General features: G+C 36.0%; 18 protein-coding genes and 2 pseudogenes. 19 read left to right on the forward strand and 1 reads right to left on the reverse strand.

From position 1 onward, the window contains the following. The first annotated feature begins 20 nt into the window (after positions 1-20). From FRX57_RS01190 to FRX57_RS01205, 4 genes are read left to right on the forward strand one after another with little or no spacing between them, the layout of a single operon-like run. A complete protein-coding gene (locus FRX57_RS01190; protein WP_146565830.1) occupies positions 21-1,112 on the forward strand; it encodes a toprim domain-containing protein in 1,092 nt (363 codons plus the stop codon). Between the two features lie 59 nt (positions 1,113-1,171). Next, positions 1,172-1,414, forward strand: coding sequence for a DUF5965 family protein (locus FRX57_RS01195; protein ID WP_425472607.1), 243 nt, complete (start codon positions 1,172-1,174; stop codon positions 1,412-1,414). After that, entirely contained in the window at positions 1,411-1,833 is a 423-nt protein-coding gene (locus FRX57_RS01200) for a DUF5945 family protein (protein WP_146565832.1), read from the forward strand. Before FRX57_RS01195 ends, FRX57_RS01200 begins: the two co-directional genes overlap by 4 nt. A gap of 42 nt (positions 1,834-1,875) precedes the next feature. Beyond that, positions 1,876-2,178, forward strand: coding sequence for a hypothetical protein (locus FRX57_RS01205; RefSeq protein WP_146565834.1), 303 nt, complete (start codon positions 1,876-1,878; stop codon positions 2,176-2,178). Between the two features lie 101 nt (positions 2,179-2,279). On the opposite strand, the gene FRX57_RS01210 is transcribed toward FRX57_RS01205, so the two are convergent. Beyond that, positions 2,280-4,040 carry a hypothetical protein gene (locus FRX57_RS01210; RefSeq protein ID WP_146565835.1) on the reverse strand — a complete coding sequence of 587 codons (1,761 nt, stop codon included), beginning with the start codon at positions 4,038-4,040 and terminating at the stop codon, positions 2,280-2,282. A 339-nt stretch (positions 4,041-4,379) separates the two neighbouring features. Between FRX57_RS01210 and FRX57_RS01220 the strand changes: the two genes are divergently transcribed. The 15 genes and pseudogenes from FRX57_RS01220 (at position 4,380) to dprA (ending at position 19,113) form a co-directional block, all read left to right on the forward strand. After that, positions 4,380-4,742, forward strand: a complete 363-nt coding sequence (locus FRX57_RS01220; protein ID WP_146565838.1) for an SAG1252 family conjugative relaxosome accessory protein — start codon at positions 4,380-4,382, stop codon at positions 4,740-4,742. 2 nt (positions 4,743-4,744) lie between these two features. Then, positions 4,745-5,110, forward strand: a complete 366-nt coding sequence (gene mobC / locus FRX57_RS01225) for a plasmid mobilization relaxosome protein MobC (RefSeq protein WP_146565840.1) — start codon at positions 4,745-4,747, stop codon at positions 5,108-5,110. Then, positions 5,097-6,965: an SAG1250 family conjugative relaxase gene (locus FRX57_RS01230; protein WP_146565842.1), complete on the forward strand. Its 1,869-nt coding sequence runs from the start codon at positions 5,097-5,099 to the stop codon at positions 6,963-6,965. The genes mobC and FRX57_RS01230 overlap by 14 nt, the downstream gene beginning before the upstream one ends. Positions 6,966-7,053: 88 nt before the next feature. Beyond that, positions 7,054-7,926, forward strand: a complete 873-nt coding sequence (locus FRX57_RS01235) for a helix-turn-helix domain-containing protein (RefSeq protein WP_146565844.1) — start codon at positions 7,054-7,056, stop codon at positions 7,924-7,926. A gap of 152 nt (positions 7,927-8,078) precedes the next feature. Continuing rightward, positions 8,079-8,216: a hypothetical protein gene (locus tag FRX57_RS07580; protein WP_186600802.1), complete on the forward strand. Its 138-nt coding sequence runs from the start codon at positions 8,079-8,081 to the stop codon at positions 8,214-8,216. 449 nt (positions 8,217-8,665) lie between these two features. Then, positions 8,666-9,760, forward strand: coding sequence for a HesA/MoeB/ThiF family protein (locus tag FRX57_RS01240; protein ID WP_146565846.1), 1,095 nt, complete (start codon positions 8,666-8,668; stop codon positions 9,758-9,760). A gap of 258 nt (positions 9,761-10,018) precedes the next feature. Next, entirely contained in the window at positions 10,019-11,116 is a 1,098-nt protein-coding gene (locus FRX57_RS01245; protein ID WP_146565848.1) for an arginase family protein, read from the forward strand. After that, positions 11,113-11,637, forward strand: coding sequence for an isochorismatase family protein (locus FRX57_RS01250; RefSeq protein ID WP_146565850.1), 525 nt, complete (start codon positions 11,113-11,115; stop codon positions 11,635-11,637). The genes FRX57_RS01245 and FRX57_RS01250 overlap by 4 nt, the downstream gene beginning before the upstream one ends. Further along, positions 11,615-12,811, forward strand: a complete 1,197-nt coding sequence (locus FRX57_RS01255; RefSeq protein ID WP_146565852.1) for a hypothetical protein — start codon at positions 11,615-11,617, stop codon at positions 12,809-12,811. The genes FRX57_RS01250 and FRX57_RS01255 overlap by 23 nt, the downstream gene beginning before the upstream one ends. A gap of 1,267 nt (positions 12,812-14,078) precedes the next feature. Further along, positions 14,079-14,303, forward strand: a pseudogene (locus FRX57_RS01260) (helix-turn-helix domain-containing protein). A gap of 269 nt (positions 14,304-14,572) precedes the next feature. Further along, the gene (locus tag FRX57_RS01265) at positions 14,573-14,809 is read left to right on the forward strand and encodes a DNA-binding protein (RefSeq protein WP_146565853.1); all 237 of its coding nucleotides are present in this window, start codon (positions 14,573-14,575) and stop codon (positions 14,807-14,809) included. An 82-nt stretch (positions 14,810-14,891) separates the two neighbouring features. Further along, a pseudogene (locus FRX57_RS01270) lies at positions 14,892-16,404 on the forward strand (tyrosine-type recombinase/integrase). 89 nt (positions 16,405-16,493) lie between these two features. Continuing rightward, complete coding sequence (gene ylqF, locus FRX57_RS01275; RefSeq protein WP_146565855.1) at positions 16,494-17,348, forward strand: ribosome biogenesis GTPase YlqF; 855 nt, start codon at positions 16,494-16,496, stop codon at positions 17,346-17,348. Further along, positions 17,338-18,114 (forward strand): ribonuclease HII, encoded by a 777-nt coding sequence (locus tag FRX57_RS01280; protein ID WP_186600803.1) that lies wholly within the window; start codon positions 17,338-17,340, stop codon positions 18,112-18,114. Before ylqF ends, FRX57_RS01280 begins: the two co-directional genes overlap by 11 nt. Before the next feature lie 150 nt (positions 18,115-18,264). Continuing rightward, a complete protein-coding gene (gene dprA, locus FRX57_RS01285) occupies positions 18,265-19,113 on the forward strand; it encodes a DNA-processing protein DprA (protein ID WP_146565859.1) in 849 nt (282 codons plus the stop codon). The last annotated feature ends 80 nt before the right edge of the window (positions 19,114-19,193 follow it).

Genomic DNA, 19,193 nt, shown 5'->3' on the forward strand with positions numbered 1-19,193 from the left:
TTTTCATATAGGAGAATGAGATGATTGCATTAGAGATGATTAAGAAGAAGTCCATCGTTGACGTGGCAGGGGCCTTTGGTATCCCATTGAAACGTTTATCCAGCACCCTTTACGAACAGGTAGAACACGATTCTTTCAAGATTTTTACCAACACCAATACCTTCAAGTGGTTTTCACGGGATATTCAGGGCGATGTCATTGATTTTGTCCAGCTGATAGCAGGGGTTAGCTTCAAGGAAGCCATTCACTTTTTGGACAAGGGAGATTTTCCAGAGCAGGAGGTACAGGTGTTAAAACTGGAACCGTTTCGTTATTATCTTCCTGAAAGTAAGGACTTTGGTTCTGCTCGCACCTATCTCAAGACCATCCGTCACTTATCTGATGAGACCATCAACACCTTTGGTCGGCAAGGACTTCTTGCTCAAGGGGAATGGCAGAGCGACAACCATACCGAGCCTGTGGTTGTGTTTAAGAGTAAGGACCATCATGGGCGATTGGTGGGAGCTAGCCTTCAGGGGATTAAGGAACACCCAGACCGATATGACCGAGGACGGCTCAAGAAAATCATGAAAGGTACTCACGGTTATGCAGGGATTAGTTTGACTATAGGTAAACCCAAGCGGCTTGTCTTTGCGGAATCTGTGATTGATTTGATGAGTTATTATGAATGCCATAAGGAAGAGCTATCGGATGTCCGTCTGGTATCGATGGAAGGATTAAAGAAAAGTGTTATTGCCTACCATGTGATCCGTCTAGCTTCGGAGGAAAAGGGAGATTTTCGTTTTCTTGATGAGCTGGACAAGGGACGATTAAGTCACTATCTGGATGTGATTTTACAGACGACGAAGTACATTCAACATCATGAACAGTTTCTCACGCTAGCTGTCGATAATGATGAAGCAGGGCGAGATTTTATTGAGAAGTTAAAAGACCAGGGCTTTCCCCTGGAGCAGGATTTACCACCGTTAGACCTTTTAGATGGCAAAACTGATTGGAATGAGGAGTTAATCAGGCGAAAGCTGGAACCTAGTTTGGACGATTGGCTCTGTCAGTTTTATGAGGAGCGTTCTCAGGCTGTCTATTCTCCTAGAACTCCCACTCTTGACTTGTGATGAAAAAATCAAGGGACCTTTGATAAGCTAGACCCAGACCCAAAGAAGGAGGAATGCCTATGAGTTTGAGCCAAGTGGCTCGTTTAGAAGAAAAAGTCAGCAAACAGGCTGAGAAAGTGGCCAAGGAGGAAGAGCGCCTCAAAATCTATCAGGACCAACTCCAGGAAGCCATGTACGCCACCTTTATCACTTATCAAACGAGCAGTCAGATACGCTTTGACGAGGCTTTAGAGCGAGCTTTTGGGAAATTGTCTAAGCCCCATGCCCCACAAGAACCTAATGACACAAGGAGAACAGAATGACGACACAAACAGACTGGACCTATGACGGTTCACTAGACCAAACAACACCCACTACACCAGACCAGGAACGCGCTAAGATTGCGGCACTTTTTGGTAAAGGTGACCCAGCACCAAGTCCTACAACAGAAACGATTGATTATCAGGCAGAATTTCAAAAACTAAAGGCTGGTGAATTACAGCAAGCCTCGCAGGAAAATACCGAAATGTCACCATCAGTAGTAGCACTTCCCAGCCCTACTTTGGACAAAGACCCAACCACGATTTACAAGGAGCACCTTCAGAAACAGCTCACCAGTCATGAAGCAGACATGAGCAGCTACCAGTTGGAGCTTGACCGTTTGCAGGGATTGGTCAATGAGAAAGGCAACACCATCAAAACCATCACCGCCATTCTAAAGGCGATGGATACACTTGTCTAAGCGAACAGTCCTTATGGGACTGTTTTTTGCGAAAGGAGCACCATGTTAAGAGACCTATTCAAACCTAAAGAGAAGAACGTTTCACCATCATCAGATCGTTTCAAGTCTTTGATTCATACCTTATCAGCCATGACGGATACAGAGTTAGACAAGGTTGAAAAGTTAATCAATTTAGTTTTTGACCAAGAGCAGCAAGAAGCGCCAGCAAGTTATCCTGAACCAACGAGCCTTGTTGTTCAGGAAGAGAGTTTAGATGACCGTATTGAGACTGCCAGAGCAAGGTTAAAGACAGAAGAGTTGGAAAAACGTATAGAACAGTTTAAGCAGAGTAAGAAAGAGAGCTAGAAGTTGTGGCTTCTAGCTCTCTTTTAATACAATTATTAGTCTATTGTCGTCTCTGCTTTAACCATATAAATAGTGATTATGACTATATTTGACATTTTTATTTAATTTGAAGTGAGGAGTTTATAAATAGGGTACTCAGTAAAAATTTCTTGTTGTTCAACGGAGAATTCGTTTTCGAATAAGTACTTTGCTTGTTCTATATAGCCTAAGATACAATTTGCAGCAAATCGAATCTCTGCTAATTTGTGGTTCATTAAAGAGTGCAGATAAGTATAATCTTTTTGGATTAAACTATTTAAACGTTTTTTTACTTGTAGTAAATTGAGGATACTGTTTTCAGATTTATCCATATCTACAATTCTTAGAGCAAATTCTAAGCAGGCCTGTAAGGCCTTCTGGTCGCATTTATAATCAGCATAGTTTATCAGTTTCAATAAACCAAGGTCCATATTTTCAACTCTAATTTCATTTGATAAGTATGACACAAGGTAATCATAAATATCAAAATTGTCAACAAGTAGTAACTGTTCTAAATCAACTATTTCATATTTTGAAAATTGTTGTTTATCTTCATTGATTAGTGTCATATCATAATCACTAAAGTTATATAATCTATAATTTTGAGCTCCTTCATTTTCTGGAATTAGAAATAGCAAAACATGTACATTTGCAAATTGAATGACTTGAACAGGATTATAGTCTGTACGGTCTAGAGTTACTAATTGTTCATTTACGATACCATCATACAGTAATTCAATTGTCCTAGCATCCTTTTGTGACCAGCCTGTGCTATCAAGATCTGTGGAAATTTTAAGTTTATCTACTAGTTCTTTTAGTCGAATATTTGCATTTAAAGATTCTTTAAAAAAATCAAAGTCAATTTTAGATATATTTTTATCATCGAAATTTAGTTTATGACCATTTAAAATGATTCCTTTATTTTTTTGAAGCTCTAAAATAAACTCTAATCCGTCTAGTCTTTTTGAGAGAATATTTGAAAGTGAGTAATTAAGGGTTAGTGTTACTAATTCAGGTGTTTTTTGTACTTTTATTGAACAGCCATTATGAAAATCTATAGTAAAGTCATTCTTGGTTTCATAAATAAAAGTTGCTTTATATATGCGCTCTTTTTCTTGAACTTGAACTACCATTTCTCTTTCTTCAAATAATTTTAAATCCAAAATGTCGTCTAATAGTGGTTCGGGAATCGGAGCACCATTTGCTTTGTAATAAACATCTAGTTCACCAGCTTTTGCATACTCAAGAAGATCTAGATGATCTTTTCCAATAAATTTAAACTGAAAATCACCATCTAATTTTTTAGAACTTTCCAATAGGGTTTCATGGCTTCTCCATTCAATATGAGTAAATCCTTTTTGGTGTTTTCGTTTTTGAATAAAATTTAAAAATACAAAATTTAATTCTTTTTCATTATCAGGGAGAGGTTTCATAGAAACGGAAATATTTTTTATATCTGGTTTTTTCTTATCGCTAGCCAGCAAAATTTTCTTAATTACTTTAGGTGTCAATGAAGCATAGGTGACAGTTGGTACATCGCCTTTAAGATACACAACAAAATAAAGTACTCCACCTTCATGTAGATAATGCTCTAGGTTATCTCTTGTTATAGAGTATCCTACATTTTTATTGTAATAATCATCTCTACCTTTTACTTGAACTGGTATTCTCTCAACTAAATCAATATTTTGTTTTTGGATATTTTTGTAAAAATAGATATGACCATCCCATATAGGTTCTCTATCTCCTTCAGAAATCTCTCTATCAATGTGTTTAGATTTTTTTAAGGCCATTTTTAAATAATCAACAGCATCTTGTTCAATTTGTTTAGATGATTTGGTCATAATTCATTCCTTGGATGAGTAATTTTTATATTTGTATTATACCATTTCCCGTGATAATTTTTCCAGCTCTGTCTTGTTACACTCTATCTAGGTTTAGAAAATCAACTCTTGATTTTTGATTGGGGGTTTGGGGGCGAAGCCACCATGTTTTCTTATCGTCGGCTGACAAACCTGCAAGGTTTGGGGTCAGCTGGCGATTAGATTTTGGGTTATTGTGGACACAATAACTGAGCTCGCAAAAGCCGAAAAGCGAAGCGATGAGGCTTTTAGGAAGCACCCGTATCCCACACGGTATCGGGGCTGACCCGATAGAGGCAAGTAGAGAAGGAGTATAACGAGATGACAGACTACTATCGCATTATCCGTAAGGAAATCAATCTGACACCAGAGGAACTGGAGCAGATTCAGGGACTGATGAAACAGGAACACGCTGACCAGTTTTCCCCCTTTGTTCGTCAAAAGCTGATGGATTTAGTCGAAGGGAGGCAGTCGGTAGCTGACTGGTTTACCCTCTGGCAGTCCCAGAAGATTGAACAAATTAGCCGTGACATCTTACAGGTGACTGTCTTGGCTGAACAGACCCAGCAGGTCACGGCAGAGCACTTACGAATTATCCTAACCTGTGTGCAGGAGCTGATGGCAGAAGTCGAGAAGTTTATCCCAATCGGTTCAGATTTTCGTGACAAGTACATGGGAGGCTAGACATGGAAAATCGTTACCGCACTAACCTCAAAAAAGTCTTTCTAACGGACCAGGAGTTAGCAACTTTGAACGACCGTATCGTGCAGAGTGGCTGTAAAAATTTCTCTGCTTATGCCATAAAGATGCTGCTCAATCCTAACATGACCTTTCTGACCATTGATACCAGTAACTATGACGACCTGATCTTTGAACTGAAACGTATCGGAAATAACCTTAATCAAATCGCACGGACTGTCAACCAAACTCATCTTCTATCATTAAGTGACCGTGAGCTCTTGGTGCAAGGTATTAGTCAACTCATCAAGGAAGTTGAGAAGGACTTTAACATCAAGTGCCAGCAGCTGAAGGAGTTTTATGGTCATCACTAAGCATTTTGCGGTGCATAGCACCAAATACCGCAAGAGCCTTATCAAGTATATCCTCAATCCTGACAAGACAGAGCAGCTGAAGCTGGTCTCCGATTTTGGCATGAGCAATTACTTGGATTTTCCCACTTATGAGGAGCTGGTGGAGATGTATCAGGCAAACTTGACGAACAACGACAGGCTCTATGATTCCAGAAACGACCGCCAGCAAATCAAGCAGACCAAAATCCACGCCCATCACTTGATTCAGTCTTTCTCTCCTGAAGATAATCTGACAGCTGAAGAAATCAATCGCATTGGCTACGAGACCATCAAGGAATTAACAGGGGGCAACTTTCGTTTCATCGTCGCAACCCACACAGACAGAGACCATGTGCATAATCATATTCTGATAAACTCTGTTGACCTCCATTCTGACAAGAAGCTCAAGTGGGACTACGCCCAAGAGAGGAATCTTCGCATGATTTCTGACCGCTTGGCCAAGGAAGCAGGAGCAAAGATTATTCCGCCCGATCGCTATTCGCACGAACAATTTGAAACCTACCGAAAGAGCAATCACAAATTTGAACTCAAACAACGGCTCTATTTTCTCATGGAGAACAGCAAGAACTTTGAGGACTTTATGGCCAAGGCTCCCGCTCTCAACGTGGAGATGGACTTCTCTCGCAAGCACGCCAGATTTTCCATGACCGACCGAGACATGAGGCAGGTCATTCGTGGTAAGCAGCTGGATAAGCGACAGCCCTACACCGAGGACTATTTCCGAGAGCATTTTGCCAAACGAGCCATTGAGAAACGACTGGATTTTCTTTTGCCTAGAGCACGTGACTTCTCTCATCTTTTGGACATGGCAGAGCAGGTAAATCTGAAAATCTCTCCGAAGAAAAAGCATGTGACCTTTACCTTGGTCGAAGACGGCCGAACCATCTCCATTGAGAATAAAAAGGTCAGTACAAAATACCTCTATGATCTCCAGTTCTTCGAGGATTATTTTGACCAAAGAGAAGTCACACAAAATATTGATTTGACGAACCTTATCTCCGACTTTAAGACCTACCAAGAAGCACAGGACAAGGATAAACTCCCTAGTGAGGAGCTTCTAGCAGCCTACAAGGACTTCAAGGAGAAACGAGATAAGATTCAGGAATTTGAAGTGGTTCTAGCAGACCACCAGATTGACAAGTTGGTCAAGGACGGTATCTTCATCAAGATGACTTATGGTGTCAAAAAAGATGGCTTAGTCTTTATCCCAAACCGTAACTTGGATATTCATGAGAGCGAGCAGGGCAAGTCCTACCATGTCTTTATCCGAGAGACAGCCCAATTTTTCATCTACAATAAAGCGAACTCTGATCTCAACCGCTACATGCGAGGACGTGAACTAATCCGTCAACTCACTCACGACAGCAAGCATATCCCGAAACGCAGACGCCCGACTATGGCCAGTCTCAAAGAGAAAATAGCAGAGCTCAATCTTCTTATTGAATTAGACATAAACAACAAATCTTACCAGGAAGTCAAAGATGAGTTAATCAAGGACATCGCCCAGTTGGATTTGACCGTCACGGAGTTGCAGGATAAGGTCGCTCATCTCAATAAAGTAGCAGAAGTCCTGCTCAATCTTAATAACTCTGACCCAGAAAACAGACGGCTAGCCAGATACGACTATGCCAAGATGAACCTGACACCAGTCATTAAACTGAAGCAGGTGGAGAAAGAAATTGAAGATTGTCAAAAACAGATGAATACAGCCATAGATGACTATGAACATCATGTGAGGAGATTGGGGAAATTAGTTAACACTATAAATTTTGCAATCGATAGTAAAGAGAGTGGTTTTGACATTTCACTAGAGTAATTTAAATGTATTTTAAATATAACGTATTTGAATTTTTTTAGAAATCGTGATAAAATACAGTTAGAAGTAATAGACTGGAGGAAATAAAGTGGGAAGCTTACTAGCTACTCGGATTAAGAGCAGAAGAAAAGAATTGAAATTATCTCAAAAAGAATTGGCAGAAGGCATTTGTAAGCAAGGTCAAATTAGTCGTTTGGAGAACGGAGAATATACTCCGGGTTCAGAATTATTGCATCAACTGGCTAAAAAACTCAATGTTAGTATGGATTATTTTTTTGACGAGCAAATTTTGAATGAGAGTACAGATCTTATTGAGTTTAAAAAAATAGCTAAAACGTTCATTACTCAAAGAAATTATGAATCTTTGAAATATATCTATGATTTAGAGAAAGAAAAATCTCACCGCTTATCATTGTCAGATAAAATATATCTGGAATGGATTGCTTCATTGGTGGATTTTTACGTTCGCGATAGAAGAGAGGGAGCGATAGAGCGGTTAGAGAAGGCATTAAAATCAACTCATAAGGCAGATATAAACCACCTTCAAATTTCCAATACGCTTTTTAATTTCTATCATGATACAGATAATCTAGCTAGGTTTGATATGATGAAGGAAGAGTTAACTAGTCATTTGCAGCAACTGACTTTAAATACAATAGAGGAATTGGAGTTGTCTATCAAATTTAACTATAACCTAGGTCGCTATTTTTGGCTACAAAAGAATATGGAAGCAGCTATTAAACAAGTAACTGCGACTATTAAATTATGCCAAGAGTATCGAACAACTTATTTATTAGCAGATTCATTTTTGTTGTTGGGAAATCTAAGTCAAAATTTTTCAGAAAGAACGACGGTTAAAACCTACTTTGAGACTGCACATTTTTTGTATAAGCAAATCGAAGATAATACAGAGAAGGCTCTGGCAGTAGAGCACTATATCTCAGATAAATTTCAAAATTAGATATTTGAACGATGCTTACGGGTATCGTTTTCTTGTTTCTGTAAATACAAAAAAGTATATAAAAAAAAAGTATAACAAAAACTTATAAAAAAGATTGACAAATGAATTTTTGGGTGCTAGAATAAACTTATCAAAACTTAAAGGAGATTCTTATGAAGAAGCTTTTAAAGAAACTCATTGTCATGTCTTTGTTGGGAGGACTGGTTTTAGCTGTTGGTAAAGGTGGAACAAATAAACCGAAACCAATGAATGAGATTGATCCTGGTCCAGCGAATTCTTATGTGAAGTAATATAATTTTTATTGATATCGTATGTAGGCAATAAGTCATTGTTATTAGTGTTTTAGTCAATTAGTCAAGAGTTATAAAAACACCAAAGTGTTGGTTTTGTTATCTAATTCTATGCGATTTGCTATTTTCTGAGTAACTGAGTAAGATATAGTATAATTGATGATGAAACGCTGATAGCCAGAATTGCATGTGTATATATAGATGTAGTAACGAAAAAAGTTACTTATTTAGTGCATTAGAGAATGTTTAGGTCAAAGATAATAGTATAAATTTTCATAGACCTAAAGAACATATTTCGATGCATAAAAATATAAAAATGGTATTTAGTTGAAAAAAGTTTATCTATATAGATTCATTTGTTATACTGTTGGGATATTTTTTAAATTCCGATAAGTACTGATAAAATACTTATGAATACATATAAGGGGTATTTTAAGGTGAGGAAGAATATGAAATTTCCATATTTTAAAAAACAGTTATCTTTAATACCATATGGTGAGAAATTATCAATTGGAGCAACTCCAGATTTTGCATTAGAGGTAACTGATCCAAGTGGTTTAGTTTACGAAATATTATGTAACTGTAATGGAAGTAATACCATTGAGGATATATATAAAAAAATAAAAAATAAATACAAGGACTTAAGAATTGAGGAAGTAACCGAAATTATTGATAGTCTTTCAAGCTATCCTTTGATTCTAGAAGATTATGCAATAACAGTAGAGAGTTCATTGACCCCTAGAGAGATTGAGCGTCATAGTCGTACAATGAATTTTTTATCAAATTTTGATTATCTTGGAACAGAAAAAGTCAACTACATGAAGAAAATCATAAATTCTAATGTATTAATTGTTGGTTTGGGTGGAGTAGGCTCTTCCTTGGCAATGAATTTAGCGGCTTTAGGGGTTCAAAGACTCTATGGAGTAGATTTTGACAAAGTAGATTTATCTAACTTAAATAGACAATTGTTATATTCTGAATCTGATGTGGGGAGTTTGAAATCTGAGGCTGCGAAGGAAAAATTAGATAAGTTTGATAGCTCCATTCAGTTTACTACTTTTCAGTTAGAGATAACGTGCACTGAGGATGTCGAAAGACTAATAAAAGAATTTAATATTGATTTTGTATTCTGTGCGGCAGATCAACCTTCAATTTGGATATATAAATGGATTAATGAAGCGTGTCATAATACACAAACTGCATGGATCTATGGAGGGAATAGTGAAGCCTCTTCATATTTTCAAACAATCATTCCTAATGAAACGAGTTGTTTTAACTGTCGAGAACTTAATTTAAAACAGTTTTCAGCTGAGGGTTACTTTAAATATTCTGAAGTAAAGAAACATGGATATGCGACACAAAATAATTGTTTAGCAGCAACTTCTTCATGCATCACTTCATTTATGATTTTTGACTTTATTAGACATATTACAAAATTTGAATCTCCTAGAGTTGTTAATCAGCTATTTACTTTGGATTATAGAGATTACACAATTTCATATTTACCAGTTGAAAAAAATCAAATGTGTAATTGTCAAAAATAGGTTTATTCTTGTCCCTGGAGAGGGACGTTAATCAATACTACATCTGTAGGAAGGAGCGGAAATATGAAAGATTCAAAAAAAGAAACTAAAAAGATTGAAATTAAAGTATTAGACTCGGTTGAGCTTACTAAGCGCGGCGGACGTAATACAATTAATCCAGAGTCTTGATTAGTTTTATTAGGAGTTTTGTAAAAGTATACAAGATTCTTTCATATACAAAGAGAGGTCTGTATAATACAGACCTTTTTAGGAGATAAAATGAGGATAAAAAAAGAAGATATATCAGCTAGAAAACTAGAGAATAGTATTGAATTATCGAATTTGCAAACAGGTCAGAAGATTATTATAAATGAATATACTTATAATTTAATTCTGGAGATGATTGAAGAACCTCTTGGTTGTTATGATAAGGATTCTAGTGAAAAGAATTTAATTTTAAATTATTTACAAGAAGTTAATTTAGTGGAATCAGATTTAAATTATAATCTCCCTCCGATAATTAAGCCTGATACTTTATTAAGTGATTTAAACACAGATTCTAATATTGTATTTATCGGAGCTCCTTATGATGCGGGTTCTACGGGAACAACTGGCTCAAAAGTTGCTCCGGAATATTTTAGAAGATATTTTTCGGGTATTTCAAATAATTATAATAACCTTTTTATGGAGAATTGTGAATATCCATACCGAAGCAATATATTGGGTAGGGTAATAGATATTGGAGATATTCTCTATCTTTCGGGAGAATCGATAGTAGATTTTCAGAATAGAATTAAACAAGTCATATCATTAAATTCAAGTTCAAAAATTCTAGTTATGGGGGGAGATCACTCAATTTCCTCTTCAATAGTGGAGTCACTATCAACTGATTTGAAACAAAATATAGTTTTTGTAAAATTTGATGCTCATTATGATTGTTCTGGAACTTTTAGAAAACTTCCGTTAAACCATCATAACTATATTGAAAAGATTAGGGAGATAGAAAGGATTGATGAAATTATACATATTGGGGTGAGAGAGCCAAAGCTCCCATTTTATAACGTTGGTGATGATAAAGTATTTAGTGACTATGATAATTTTAAAAGATACTTTTCAAGTGGCAAAGTCAAAAATGTCTATATCTCAATCGATATTGATGTATTAGAGCCATTAATAAATCCAGGAACCAGTTATCAAGTGCCAGAGGGTTTCGAGGTTTCTGATATATTAAAATATTTAGATTTATTAAAGAATTATAATATAATTGGTGCTGACATTGTCGAATACAATCCGCTACTCGATAAAAATAATTTATCATTTTACAATGTAAAAAAAATTTTTGAAAAGTTAGTAGAAATAATGGAGTATAGTTTATGAAGGCGTTGGTTATTTTAGATTGTCAAAATGGAATGTTTTCTAGAGGAAAATTTGAAATACTTAGAAAAAATATTTTGAAATTACAACGAATTTTTAAATCGAATGGGGACATCATTATCAGCACAAAACATATTGACAATGATAAAGAAAGTATTATTTATAGTGGAAATGTAGATGGACTTTTGGATGAGCAACTATCCAAATCTTCCAATTTTATTATAGAAAAAGATTCTCCAAATATATTTAAAAGTAAAGAGTTGAATGATATTTTATCAGATTATCAAGTTAATGAAATTGTTATTACAGGTTTTAATGCTGAGTATTGTTGCCTATTTTCCTCAATCATTGCTTCAGATAGAGGTTATAAAGTTACGTATATTGAGGATGCAACTGCAACAGTTAATAATGGAGATACTTATGAAATGCAAGATTTAGACATTATTGATTTTGTGGGTTGTATATTAGATTGGTCAGGAGAAGTTGAGGTTTTATATTTTGATGAGTTCAGAAAAAAAAATTAAATTCTTTTCAGACTTTGTTTCTAAAAGAGAAGGAAAGGACTCTTATATAGTTGGAAGGAGAAAATTAAATCGTTATATTGAAGTTTCAGATGATGCATATGAGATTATCAAATCAATAATGGAATTAGAGAATTTGGAATTAATTAAGCATGAATTATCCTCCTTTTCTACTTATGAAATAGAAAATTTCATTAGTGAACTAGTCGAATTAAATTTTCTTGAAATAATTAATGGAGAATTGATTACATCTGAAAATATTCAAAAAAAAGGGATAAGTTTTCCATGGATAAGTCAGAGAGTACTGAAAATTATTTTCAATAAGGTCACTATTTTTTTATGGGCATTATATATAAGTTATGTTTATTTGTTTTTGTTTCCCCATTTTCCAAGTTCTTTGTTAGATTATACAAATATCTTTTTTTCAAAATCTCTACTCATAACAACCATTACGGTCACAGTTTTAGATTTTATTTTAGTAATGTTCCATGAATTCAGTCATTTTTTATCTATTAGGCTTCTTGGTGGCGAATTAGGATTTATTGGTATAGGAAGAAGATTCTTTTATTTTGTTTTTGAGACTCGAATTGATAATATTTGGTTACTGGAAAAGCCAAAGCGTATAATAGTTTATTTATCTGGAATGCTTTGTGACATTACATTGTTATCATTTTTTATTTTAGTTGCAAATTTTACGAAAGTTCCGTTTTTCTATAATATATCTAGGGTTGCAATCCTCCTTTTAGTAGTAGGGTTAATTTTTGAATTTAAATTTTATTTAAAAACTGATTTGTATTTTGTTGTAGCAGATATCCTGAATTCTAGAACCTTGATGAGTGATTCGCTTAAGTTCATAAAAAATTGTTTCAAGTATGACGGAATTTCAGTTGTATCTAAGTACTATAGTATTCTAATTTGCTTGGGATTAATAATTGAACTTTTCATTCTTGTTAAAGTAGGTATTCCAACTAGTATTTTAGCGGTAGTTCAAACTTATAACAATTTTATAAATAAAGAATGGGATTATTTTTGGTCAAATTTAGTTGTTATTTTACTTACTTGTATCGAATTATTTTTTGTAGGCATGGTATTCATCAAGGAGAAATTAATTAAATCTGGAAATTCTTCCAGCCAGGTTAAAGGCTTGAAAAGATATAAACCCACCAATTTTGGCTAGACTGTAGGACTTTTGGGGAGAACTAGTAAATTAAAAAGACAAAACTTTTTCGAAAAAAATATGATAAAGAAAATGTAGTTAGGCAAATATTCTATTCACCAAAGGGGTATGATAATTGAGATTGCTATAAACACGAGGATAATTTGGTCAATGGGTATAATCTGTGAGTTTAACCATAATAATCGCATGAAATAGTTATTTCCGAACTATAGTACAGTAGTTTAGAACAGATTCAATGCTTGCTCTATAACAAAATAGCTAAGTAAAAGTATTGTTTTCATATTGAAAATATTTCATGCGATTGTCGTATGTCTTAATATCTAATTTTTTCAAAGACTAAAATCGCTCTTTTAACAAATTCCATCTTGAAGGCGGGCACGTGCTCTCAGTTGTGGTATCATCATAAGGATAGATTGATTCAGAGAACGTCTGATATTAAAAGACTGAAGTAACTCGTAAGTTAAACTATTACCTCTATCAGAATGGAAGAGATATATGACGAACACGAATATAGATCTAATCAGTTATTAGAACTTTTAACGGCTGACGATAGTCAAAAGGATCTGTTCAAGTGATTGGACATAGGTGCCACATTTGTACCTGATTAATGGGATTTGAAGCCTATTTTCTGAATACAGGCAGAAAAATTTTATGATCTTTAAGATCCGACTAATTCGATAATGATAGAGGTAGAGGCTATGACTGTTGAGTATGTGTTGAATTTACTTTGTACCAAATTTAGCTTTGTTTTCCAAGAGTACTGCTTTTACTTCTTTCTATAATTCCATTTATGGAATAGGTATCAAAGCCTGATAGTAATAGCTGAAATACAGTATATCCAATAGAAAGCACATAGATAAGAAACAGTATTTTCTCTTGTTGGCGGTGGTTATCTGCTTTTTGAGGTCACTATAATTGCTGTTTACTTTAAGATAACTACCTGCATTTCAAATTCTTCATTTCGCTTGCAGAGTTCAATGAGTTGTCGCGGTTTAACAGTTAGATTATCAACGGTTCTGATTTAAGTCACATTCTCTTATAAACTCTCTATGCTTTTTCCACCTTAGTGAAAATCAACGAATTATTATTTAAAAATGTTAATAAATTAACGACGTGATTCTCAAGATAAATTTTCCCCTGGTTTACTAAATACAGAACACTTTATATTTTTAAGCTATTTTGGTGTTTTCGATTTACACTGTCATATTATGACAATTTCCCTAATTTCTCTTAGAAATAAATTATACTTTTCTTAGGAGAAAGCTAGATGTACCAACGGATAAGGGATTTGAGGGAAGATCACGATATTACTCAAAAGTTTGTTGCTAATTTACTTTCCTTCTCTCATACAAACTATGCAAAAATTGAGAGAGGAGAGGTTGCCTTAACGGCAGATGTTCTTGTGTAGCTTTCTAAACTATATAACGTTAGTACGGATTACCTATTAGGATTAACAGATTGTCCAGATAGAATAAAACATAGAATAAAATAGTCTCTCCTAGCTGTTCATTGAAAATTGAATAGACCAAGGTGGGACTTTAATCATTTGTGGAGCAAATTAGTCAGATACGCCGTGACATGAGCGAGAATTATCAGCTATAAAATAGAGTGGTTCTCTATCTGCCATGACACAAGTGAGGACAATGATACTTCTAACCGTTTAGGCTGCCAGCGAGAAAGGACAGCGGGTGCAATCCCCATGAGGAACCGAACCAGTTCTACCCACGGAGGTCATAAATTATAGAGTATAAGGAGGCAAATGTGAAAGTAAAATATGTGCCCGTTGAAAATGCAATAGCTGAGTGGGGGGATAAAAAATCTCTTCTGAAACGCTGGGAAGGATTGAATCAGTATACCTTGAATCGCTGGATTACTGAGATGCGAGAACATCGACAATTTAAGCAATATGTTATCACCCCTACTCACAAATTGGTTTTTATCAACCTCGATGGTTTTGAGGAGTTTTTACGCTGGAAGCAGCGAATAGTGGTAAAATAAGGGAAATCGTGCTATAATGGTAGATGGGAATTTATTCTACTAGAACTATTTCAGTTTTCTTTTTTATTGAGAGGATGGAAGTATGTACTATAGAACAAGACAAACAAAGGTAGGGAACAATTCGCTATGAAATAGGTGATAAATACAGAGACCCTTTGACTGGAAAGTGGAAGAATGTCACTGTTTCCTACACAAAAAATACTAGTCGTGCCAGAAAGCAAGTCGAGCGTGAACTTCAAGATAAAATCGCTGAAGCTATCTCAGTAACTGAAAATAGATACTTGCCTGAAACGATTCAAACATTTGGTCAACTGAAGCAGAATTGGCTAGAATCCTGGTCAGTCTCTGTTAAGCCTCAGACAGTAAAACGGGAAGAGTTGGTTATCAAGAGATTAGGGCAGATTATAGGAGATGACTACTTACTGTGTAAAATCACACCACTGTTGATGAAAAATAGTCTTTCAACTTATATGTCTAAGTATGATGCTTCTCCGTCAACAATGACGCATATAAAGAGTACGTGCAATAAGATATTTAATCATGGTGTTTTATATAACATCATTGCTTATTCACCGATGACAGCTATTAAGTTGGATATACCTCTTGAAAAAAAACGAGAGGCAAGTAGGAGACGCGAAGCAAAATTTTTAGAAATCCATGAGTTACATGCTTTCTTTGACACTTTGAGAAGGCGTCGAAATCCTAGCTATTATGACTTAGCCATCGTGCTTTTATTTTCTGGAATACGAATTGGAGAAGCAGCGTTCACAGAGGAAGATTTTAATGTGAAAACAGGTGTATTGACGATTGATAAATCGCTCCAGTATAACGATTTACGAGTTGAAGATTATTATTTTGATAGCACCAAGACCATTAACTCTGAGCGACAGGTTGTTTTACCCCAAGTAGCTTGTGAAGCAATTTTAAGAACTATAGAACGTGGTAAAGAGTTTGATAGCTATACTGAAGCTAATCCTTGCCCAAGTTTCAGAACCTCTCCGAGTATTTTTAGAACAGAATATGGTTCGCCGATTACATCACACTCATTCAGAGAAGTTTTAGCGAGAGTTGAAAAGGAATTATTGGCAACATGCGAGGAAAGGTATGGCTTCAAATGGAAAAAGCATGTGACCCCGCATTCATTCCGACATATGTATATCACTTATTTGCAATCTGGTGATTCAGGCATTGCCATTAGAGAAGTTATGGAACGTGTAGGGCATGCTCACTTTGAGACGACAATGGGATATACTCACAAACTCCCATCTGATCAGGAACAAGCTCTTGCTACTCTGAACAAGTTTGCTCAAGACAACGGGTTTGAGTTTAGGCCATCAATAAAGTGGTCTTGCAAATATTCTCCTTTATTGCAAGAAGTGATTGAGGAGCATATCTCGGAGGGAAAAATTGAACTTGCAGTAGATGAGTTTAGAAAAGCTATTGGCCTTGCTCCAAGCTATACTGTAAGGCATATCGCTTCGAATATTTTGCCGAAAGTCCGCAAAGACCTATCTAACATTTATCATTCCTTTGATATTATTTGTATAAAAAATAATCAGAATCAGTTGCAATCATACCGGCTGGTTTGGGAATAGTGTCTAACATTTGGTGACTTTTTGGTGACTCACATGATTTTTACAAAACAAGGGGCTGAAACCCCTTGCTACGAAAGGAATTATAACACATGGCTAACATTCAATGGTTTCCTGGCCACATGTCCAAGGCTAGAAGACAGGTACAGGAAAATTTAAAATTTGTTGATTTTGTGACCATTTTAGTGGATGCTAGGTTACCTTTATCCAGTCAAAATCCCATGCTGACCAAGATTGTTGGCGATAAACCAAAATTATTGGTTTTAAATAAAGCGGATTTGGCAGATTCTTCCCAAACCAAAGAATGGCGTCATTACTTTGAACAAGCGGGCATAAGAACTTTGGCTATTAATTCCAAGGAACAGGTAACGGTTAAAAAAATCACTGAAGCAGCTAAATTATTGATGGCCGATAAAATAACTCGCTTGCGCGAACGAGGGATTCAAAAAGAAACCTTACGAACCATGATTATTGGTATTCCAAATGCGGGAAAGTCTACCTTAATGAATCGCTTAGCTGGTAAAAAAATTGCCCAAGTTGGTAATAAACCTGGTGTAACCAAGGGCCAGCAATGGCTAAAGACCAATAAAGACTTGGAGATTTTAGACACTCCTGGCATTCTTTGGCCTAAATTTGAGGATCAGGTGGTTGGTTTGAAATTAGCCCTGACTGGCGCCATCAAAGATCATCTTTTACCTATGGATGAAGTAACCATTTTTGGTCTAAACTATTTCAAGGAGTATTATCCAGAACGTCTGGAAGAGCGTTTTAAGCAAATTGAGTTGTCAGAAGAAGCCCCTGAAATCATTATGCAGCTCACTAAACAACTCGGTTTTCGAGAGGACTATGACCGTTTTTACCAACTATTTGTAAAAGAAGTCAGAGATGGTAAATTGGGAACCTATACCTTAGACAGAATTGGAGAAATTGCGACAAATGACCGTTAAAGAAATCAAAGAAGAACTCGCTAAGATTGATTCTTTATCAGATAAACGCTGGGCAGAATTTGAACAAGACAGCCGTAAGGGGGTCCAACAGGCTATTGTTCAACGTAAAAAAGCCATTCAAAAAGAATTAGCTGAAAAGGAACGTTTGGCTGAAATGCTGACCTATGAGCGTCAGTATCTCCAACAGGGCTACCAGTTGATTGCGGGAATCGATGAAGTCGGACGGGGTCCCTTGGCTGGGCCAGTTGTCGCAGCCTGTGTCATCCTACCTGAAACTTGTCACATAAAAGGACTGAATGATAGCAAAAAAATTCCGAAAAAACAACATACTAAGCTATACGACGATATTATGAGTCAAGCCGTTGCTGTCGGTATTGGGATTCAAGAATCCACTGTCATAGACGAGGTTAATATTTATGAAGCAACTAAATTAGCCATGCTAGATGCCTTAAACAATGTGCCAGAGCCCGATGCCTTGCTAATTGATGCTATGGAGTTGCCGGTTTCTATTCCTCAAGAATCTATTGTTAAAGGAGATGCGAAATCTCAGTCCATTGCAGCCGCATCTATTGTAGCCAAAGTCATTCGAGACCAATTGATGGTTGCTTATGACAGTATCTATCCCCATTATGGTTTTGCCACCAATGCAGGATATGGTACTAAAGAACACCTAGACGCCTTAGCAAAATTAGGACCTAGCCCTATTCATCGCCGGAGTTTTGAACCAGTCAAATCACTAGCTGCTCAAGCACTTAATACTAGATAGAACCTTTTTCACATGACATACTGGTCATGTGAAAAAGGTTCTTTTTTATTTTAGAGTTAATATCTTCCCCTCTGTTTTCAATGTATTGACATAGAAACACGCATTTTTGTGAGTTCTTTTTTACGAATAAAAAGATACAAGGAGGTAATCATGAATAATTTTGAACTCTATAAATTAAAAAGGGCAGGCTTAACCAACCAGCATATTCTTAATATTCTGGCTTATCAAAAACAAGAACAGAAGTCTCTATCCCTAAGGGATATGATTGTTGTTTCAGGTTGCCAGCAACCGATTAAGATTATTGAAAGCTACAAACAATTAGATAGTAAACAATTGCGACAGGAATTTAATCAATTTCCTCATCTTTCCATTTTGGATAAGGAATACCCGCTAGAACTAAAGCAAATCCACAATCCTCCGGTTCTTTTGTTTTATCAAGGGAATCTAGAACTCTTAACTCGAGCCAAACTAGCCATTGTTGGGTCTAGAAATTGTTCAACAGTTGGTGTCAAATCCGTTAAAAAAATTATTTCTGAACTGGGTAATCGGTTTGTTATTGTCAGCGGCCTAGCTAGAGGGATTGACACTGCCGCTCATATAGCCAGCTTAAAAAATGGGGGATCAACTATTGCAGTGATTGGCACAGGTTTAGCCACCTATTACCCCAAAGAAAATAAAGCCTTGCAAGATTACATTGCTAAACATCATCTCGTTTTATCTGAATATCATCCTCAGGCCCAGCCTCTCAACTATCACTTTCCTCAACGAAATCGGATCATTGCTGGGCTGTCTAAAGGAGTCGTTGTTGTTGAAGCTAAACAACGTTCAGGTAGCTTGATCACTTGTGAGCGGGCCTTAGAAGAAGGTCGTGATGTTTTTGCTGTTCCTGGTAATATTATTGAAGGATTATCAGATGGTTGTCACCATCTCATCAAGGAAGGAGCTATCTGCACAAGCTCAGGTTACGATATCTTATCAGAGTATGCTTTTCTTGAATAAAACTTAAATTTTTCACAAGCTTTGATAAAATTCTTGACAGTTGACCAAAAGTGGTATATTATACTAGGAGTTTCAACTCT

The sequence above is a fragment of the Streptococcus cuniculipharyngis genome, assembly GCF_007859195.1.
Lineage (GTDB): Bacteria > Bacillota > Bacilli > Lactobacillales > Streptococcaceae > Streptococcus > Streptococcus cuniculipharyngis.

What these genes read in the sequence shown, in the direction of transcription:
- FRX57_RS01190 (WP_146565830.1), top strand. Translation starts at nt 21, where the DNA reads ATGATTGCATTAGAGATGATTAAGAAGAAGTCCATCGTTGACGTGGCA.
- FRX57_RS01195 (WP_425472607.1), top strand. Translation starts at nt 1,172, where the DNA reads ATGAGTTTGAGCCAAGTGGCTCGTTTAGAAGAAAAAGTCAGCAAACAG.
- FRX57_RS01200 (WP_146565832.1), top strand. Translation starts at nt 1,411, where the DNA reads ATGACGACACAAACAGACTGGACCTATGACGGTTCACTAGACCAAACA.
- FRX57_RS01205 (WP_146565834.1), top strand. Translation starts at nt 1,876, where the DNA reads ATGTTAAGAGACCTATTCAAACCTAAAGAGAAGAACGTTTCACCATCA.
- FRX57_RS01210 (WP_146565835.1), bottom strand. Translation starts at nt 4,040, where the DNA reads ATGACCAAATCATCTAAACAAATTGAACAAGATGCTGTTGATTATTTA.
- FRX57_RS01220 (WP_146565838.1), top strand. Translation starts at nt 4,380, where the DNA reads ATGACAGACTACTATCGCATTATCCGTAAGGAAATCAATCTGACACCA.
- mobC (WP_146565840.1), top strand. Translation starts at nt 4,745, where the DNA reads ATGGAAAATCGTTACCGCACTAACCTCAAAAAAGTCTTTCTAACGGAC.
- FRX57_RS01230 (WP_146565842.1), top strand. Translation starts at nt 5,097, where the DNA reads ATGGTCATCACTAAGCATTTTGCGGTGCATAGCACCAAATACCGCAAG.
- FRX57_RS07580 (WP_186600802.1), top strand. Translation starts at nt 8,079, where the DNA reads ATGAAGAAGCTTTTAAAGAAACTCATTGTCATGTCTTTGTTGGGAGGA.
- FRX57_RS01240 (WP_146565846.1), top strand. Translation starts at nt 8,666, where the DNA reads ATGAAATTTCCATATTTTAAAAAACAGTTATCTTTAATACCATATGGT.
- FRX57_RS01245 (WP_146565848.1), top strand. Translation starts at nt 10,019, where the DNA reads ATGAGGATAAAAAAAGAAGATATATCAGCTAGAAAACTAGAGAATAGT.
- FRX57_RS01250 (WP_146565850.1), top strand. Translation starts at nt 11,113, where the DNA reads ATGAAGGCGTTGGTTATTTTAGATTGTCAAAATGGAATGTTTTCTAGA.
- FRX57_RS01255 (WP_146565852.1), top strand. Translation starts at nt 11,615, where the DNA reads ATGAGTTCAGAAAAAAAAATTAAATTCTTTTCAGACTTTGTTTCTAAA.
- ylqF (WP_146565855.1), top strand. Translation starts at nt 16,494, where the DNA reads ATGGCTAACATTCAATGGTTTCCTGGCCACATGTCCAAGGCTAGAAGA.
- FRX57_RS01280 (WP_186600803.1), top strand. Translation starts at nt 17,338, where the DNA reads ATGACCGTTAAAGAAATCAAAGAAGAACTCGCTAAGATTGATTCTTTA.
- dprA (WP_146565859.1), top strand. Translation starts at nt 18,265, where the DNA reads ATGAATAATTTTGAACTCTATAAATTAAAAAGGGCAGGCTTAACCAAC.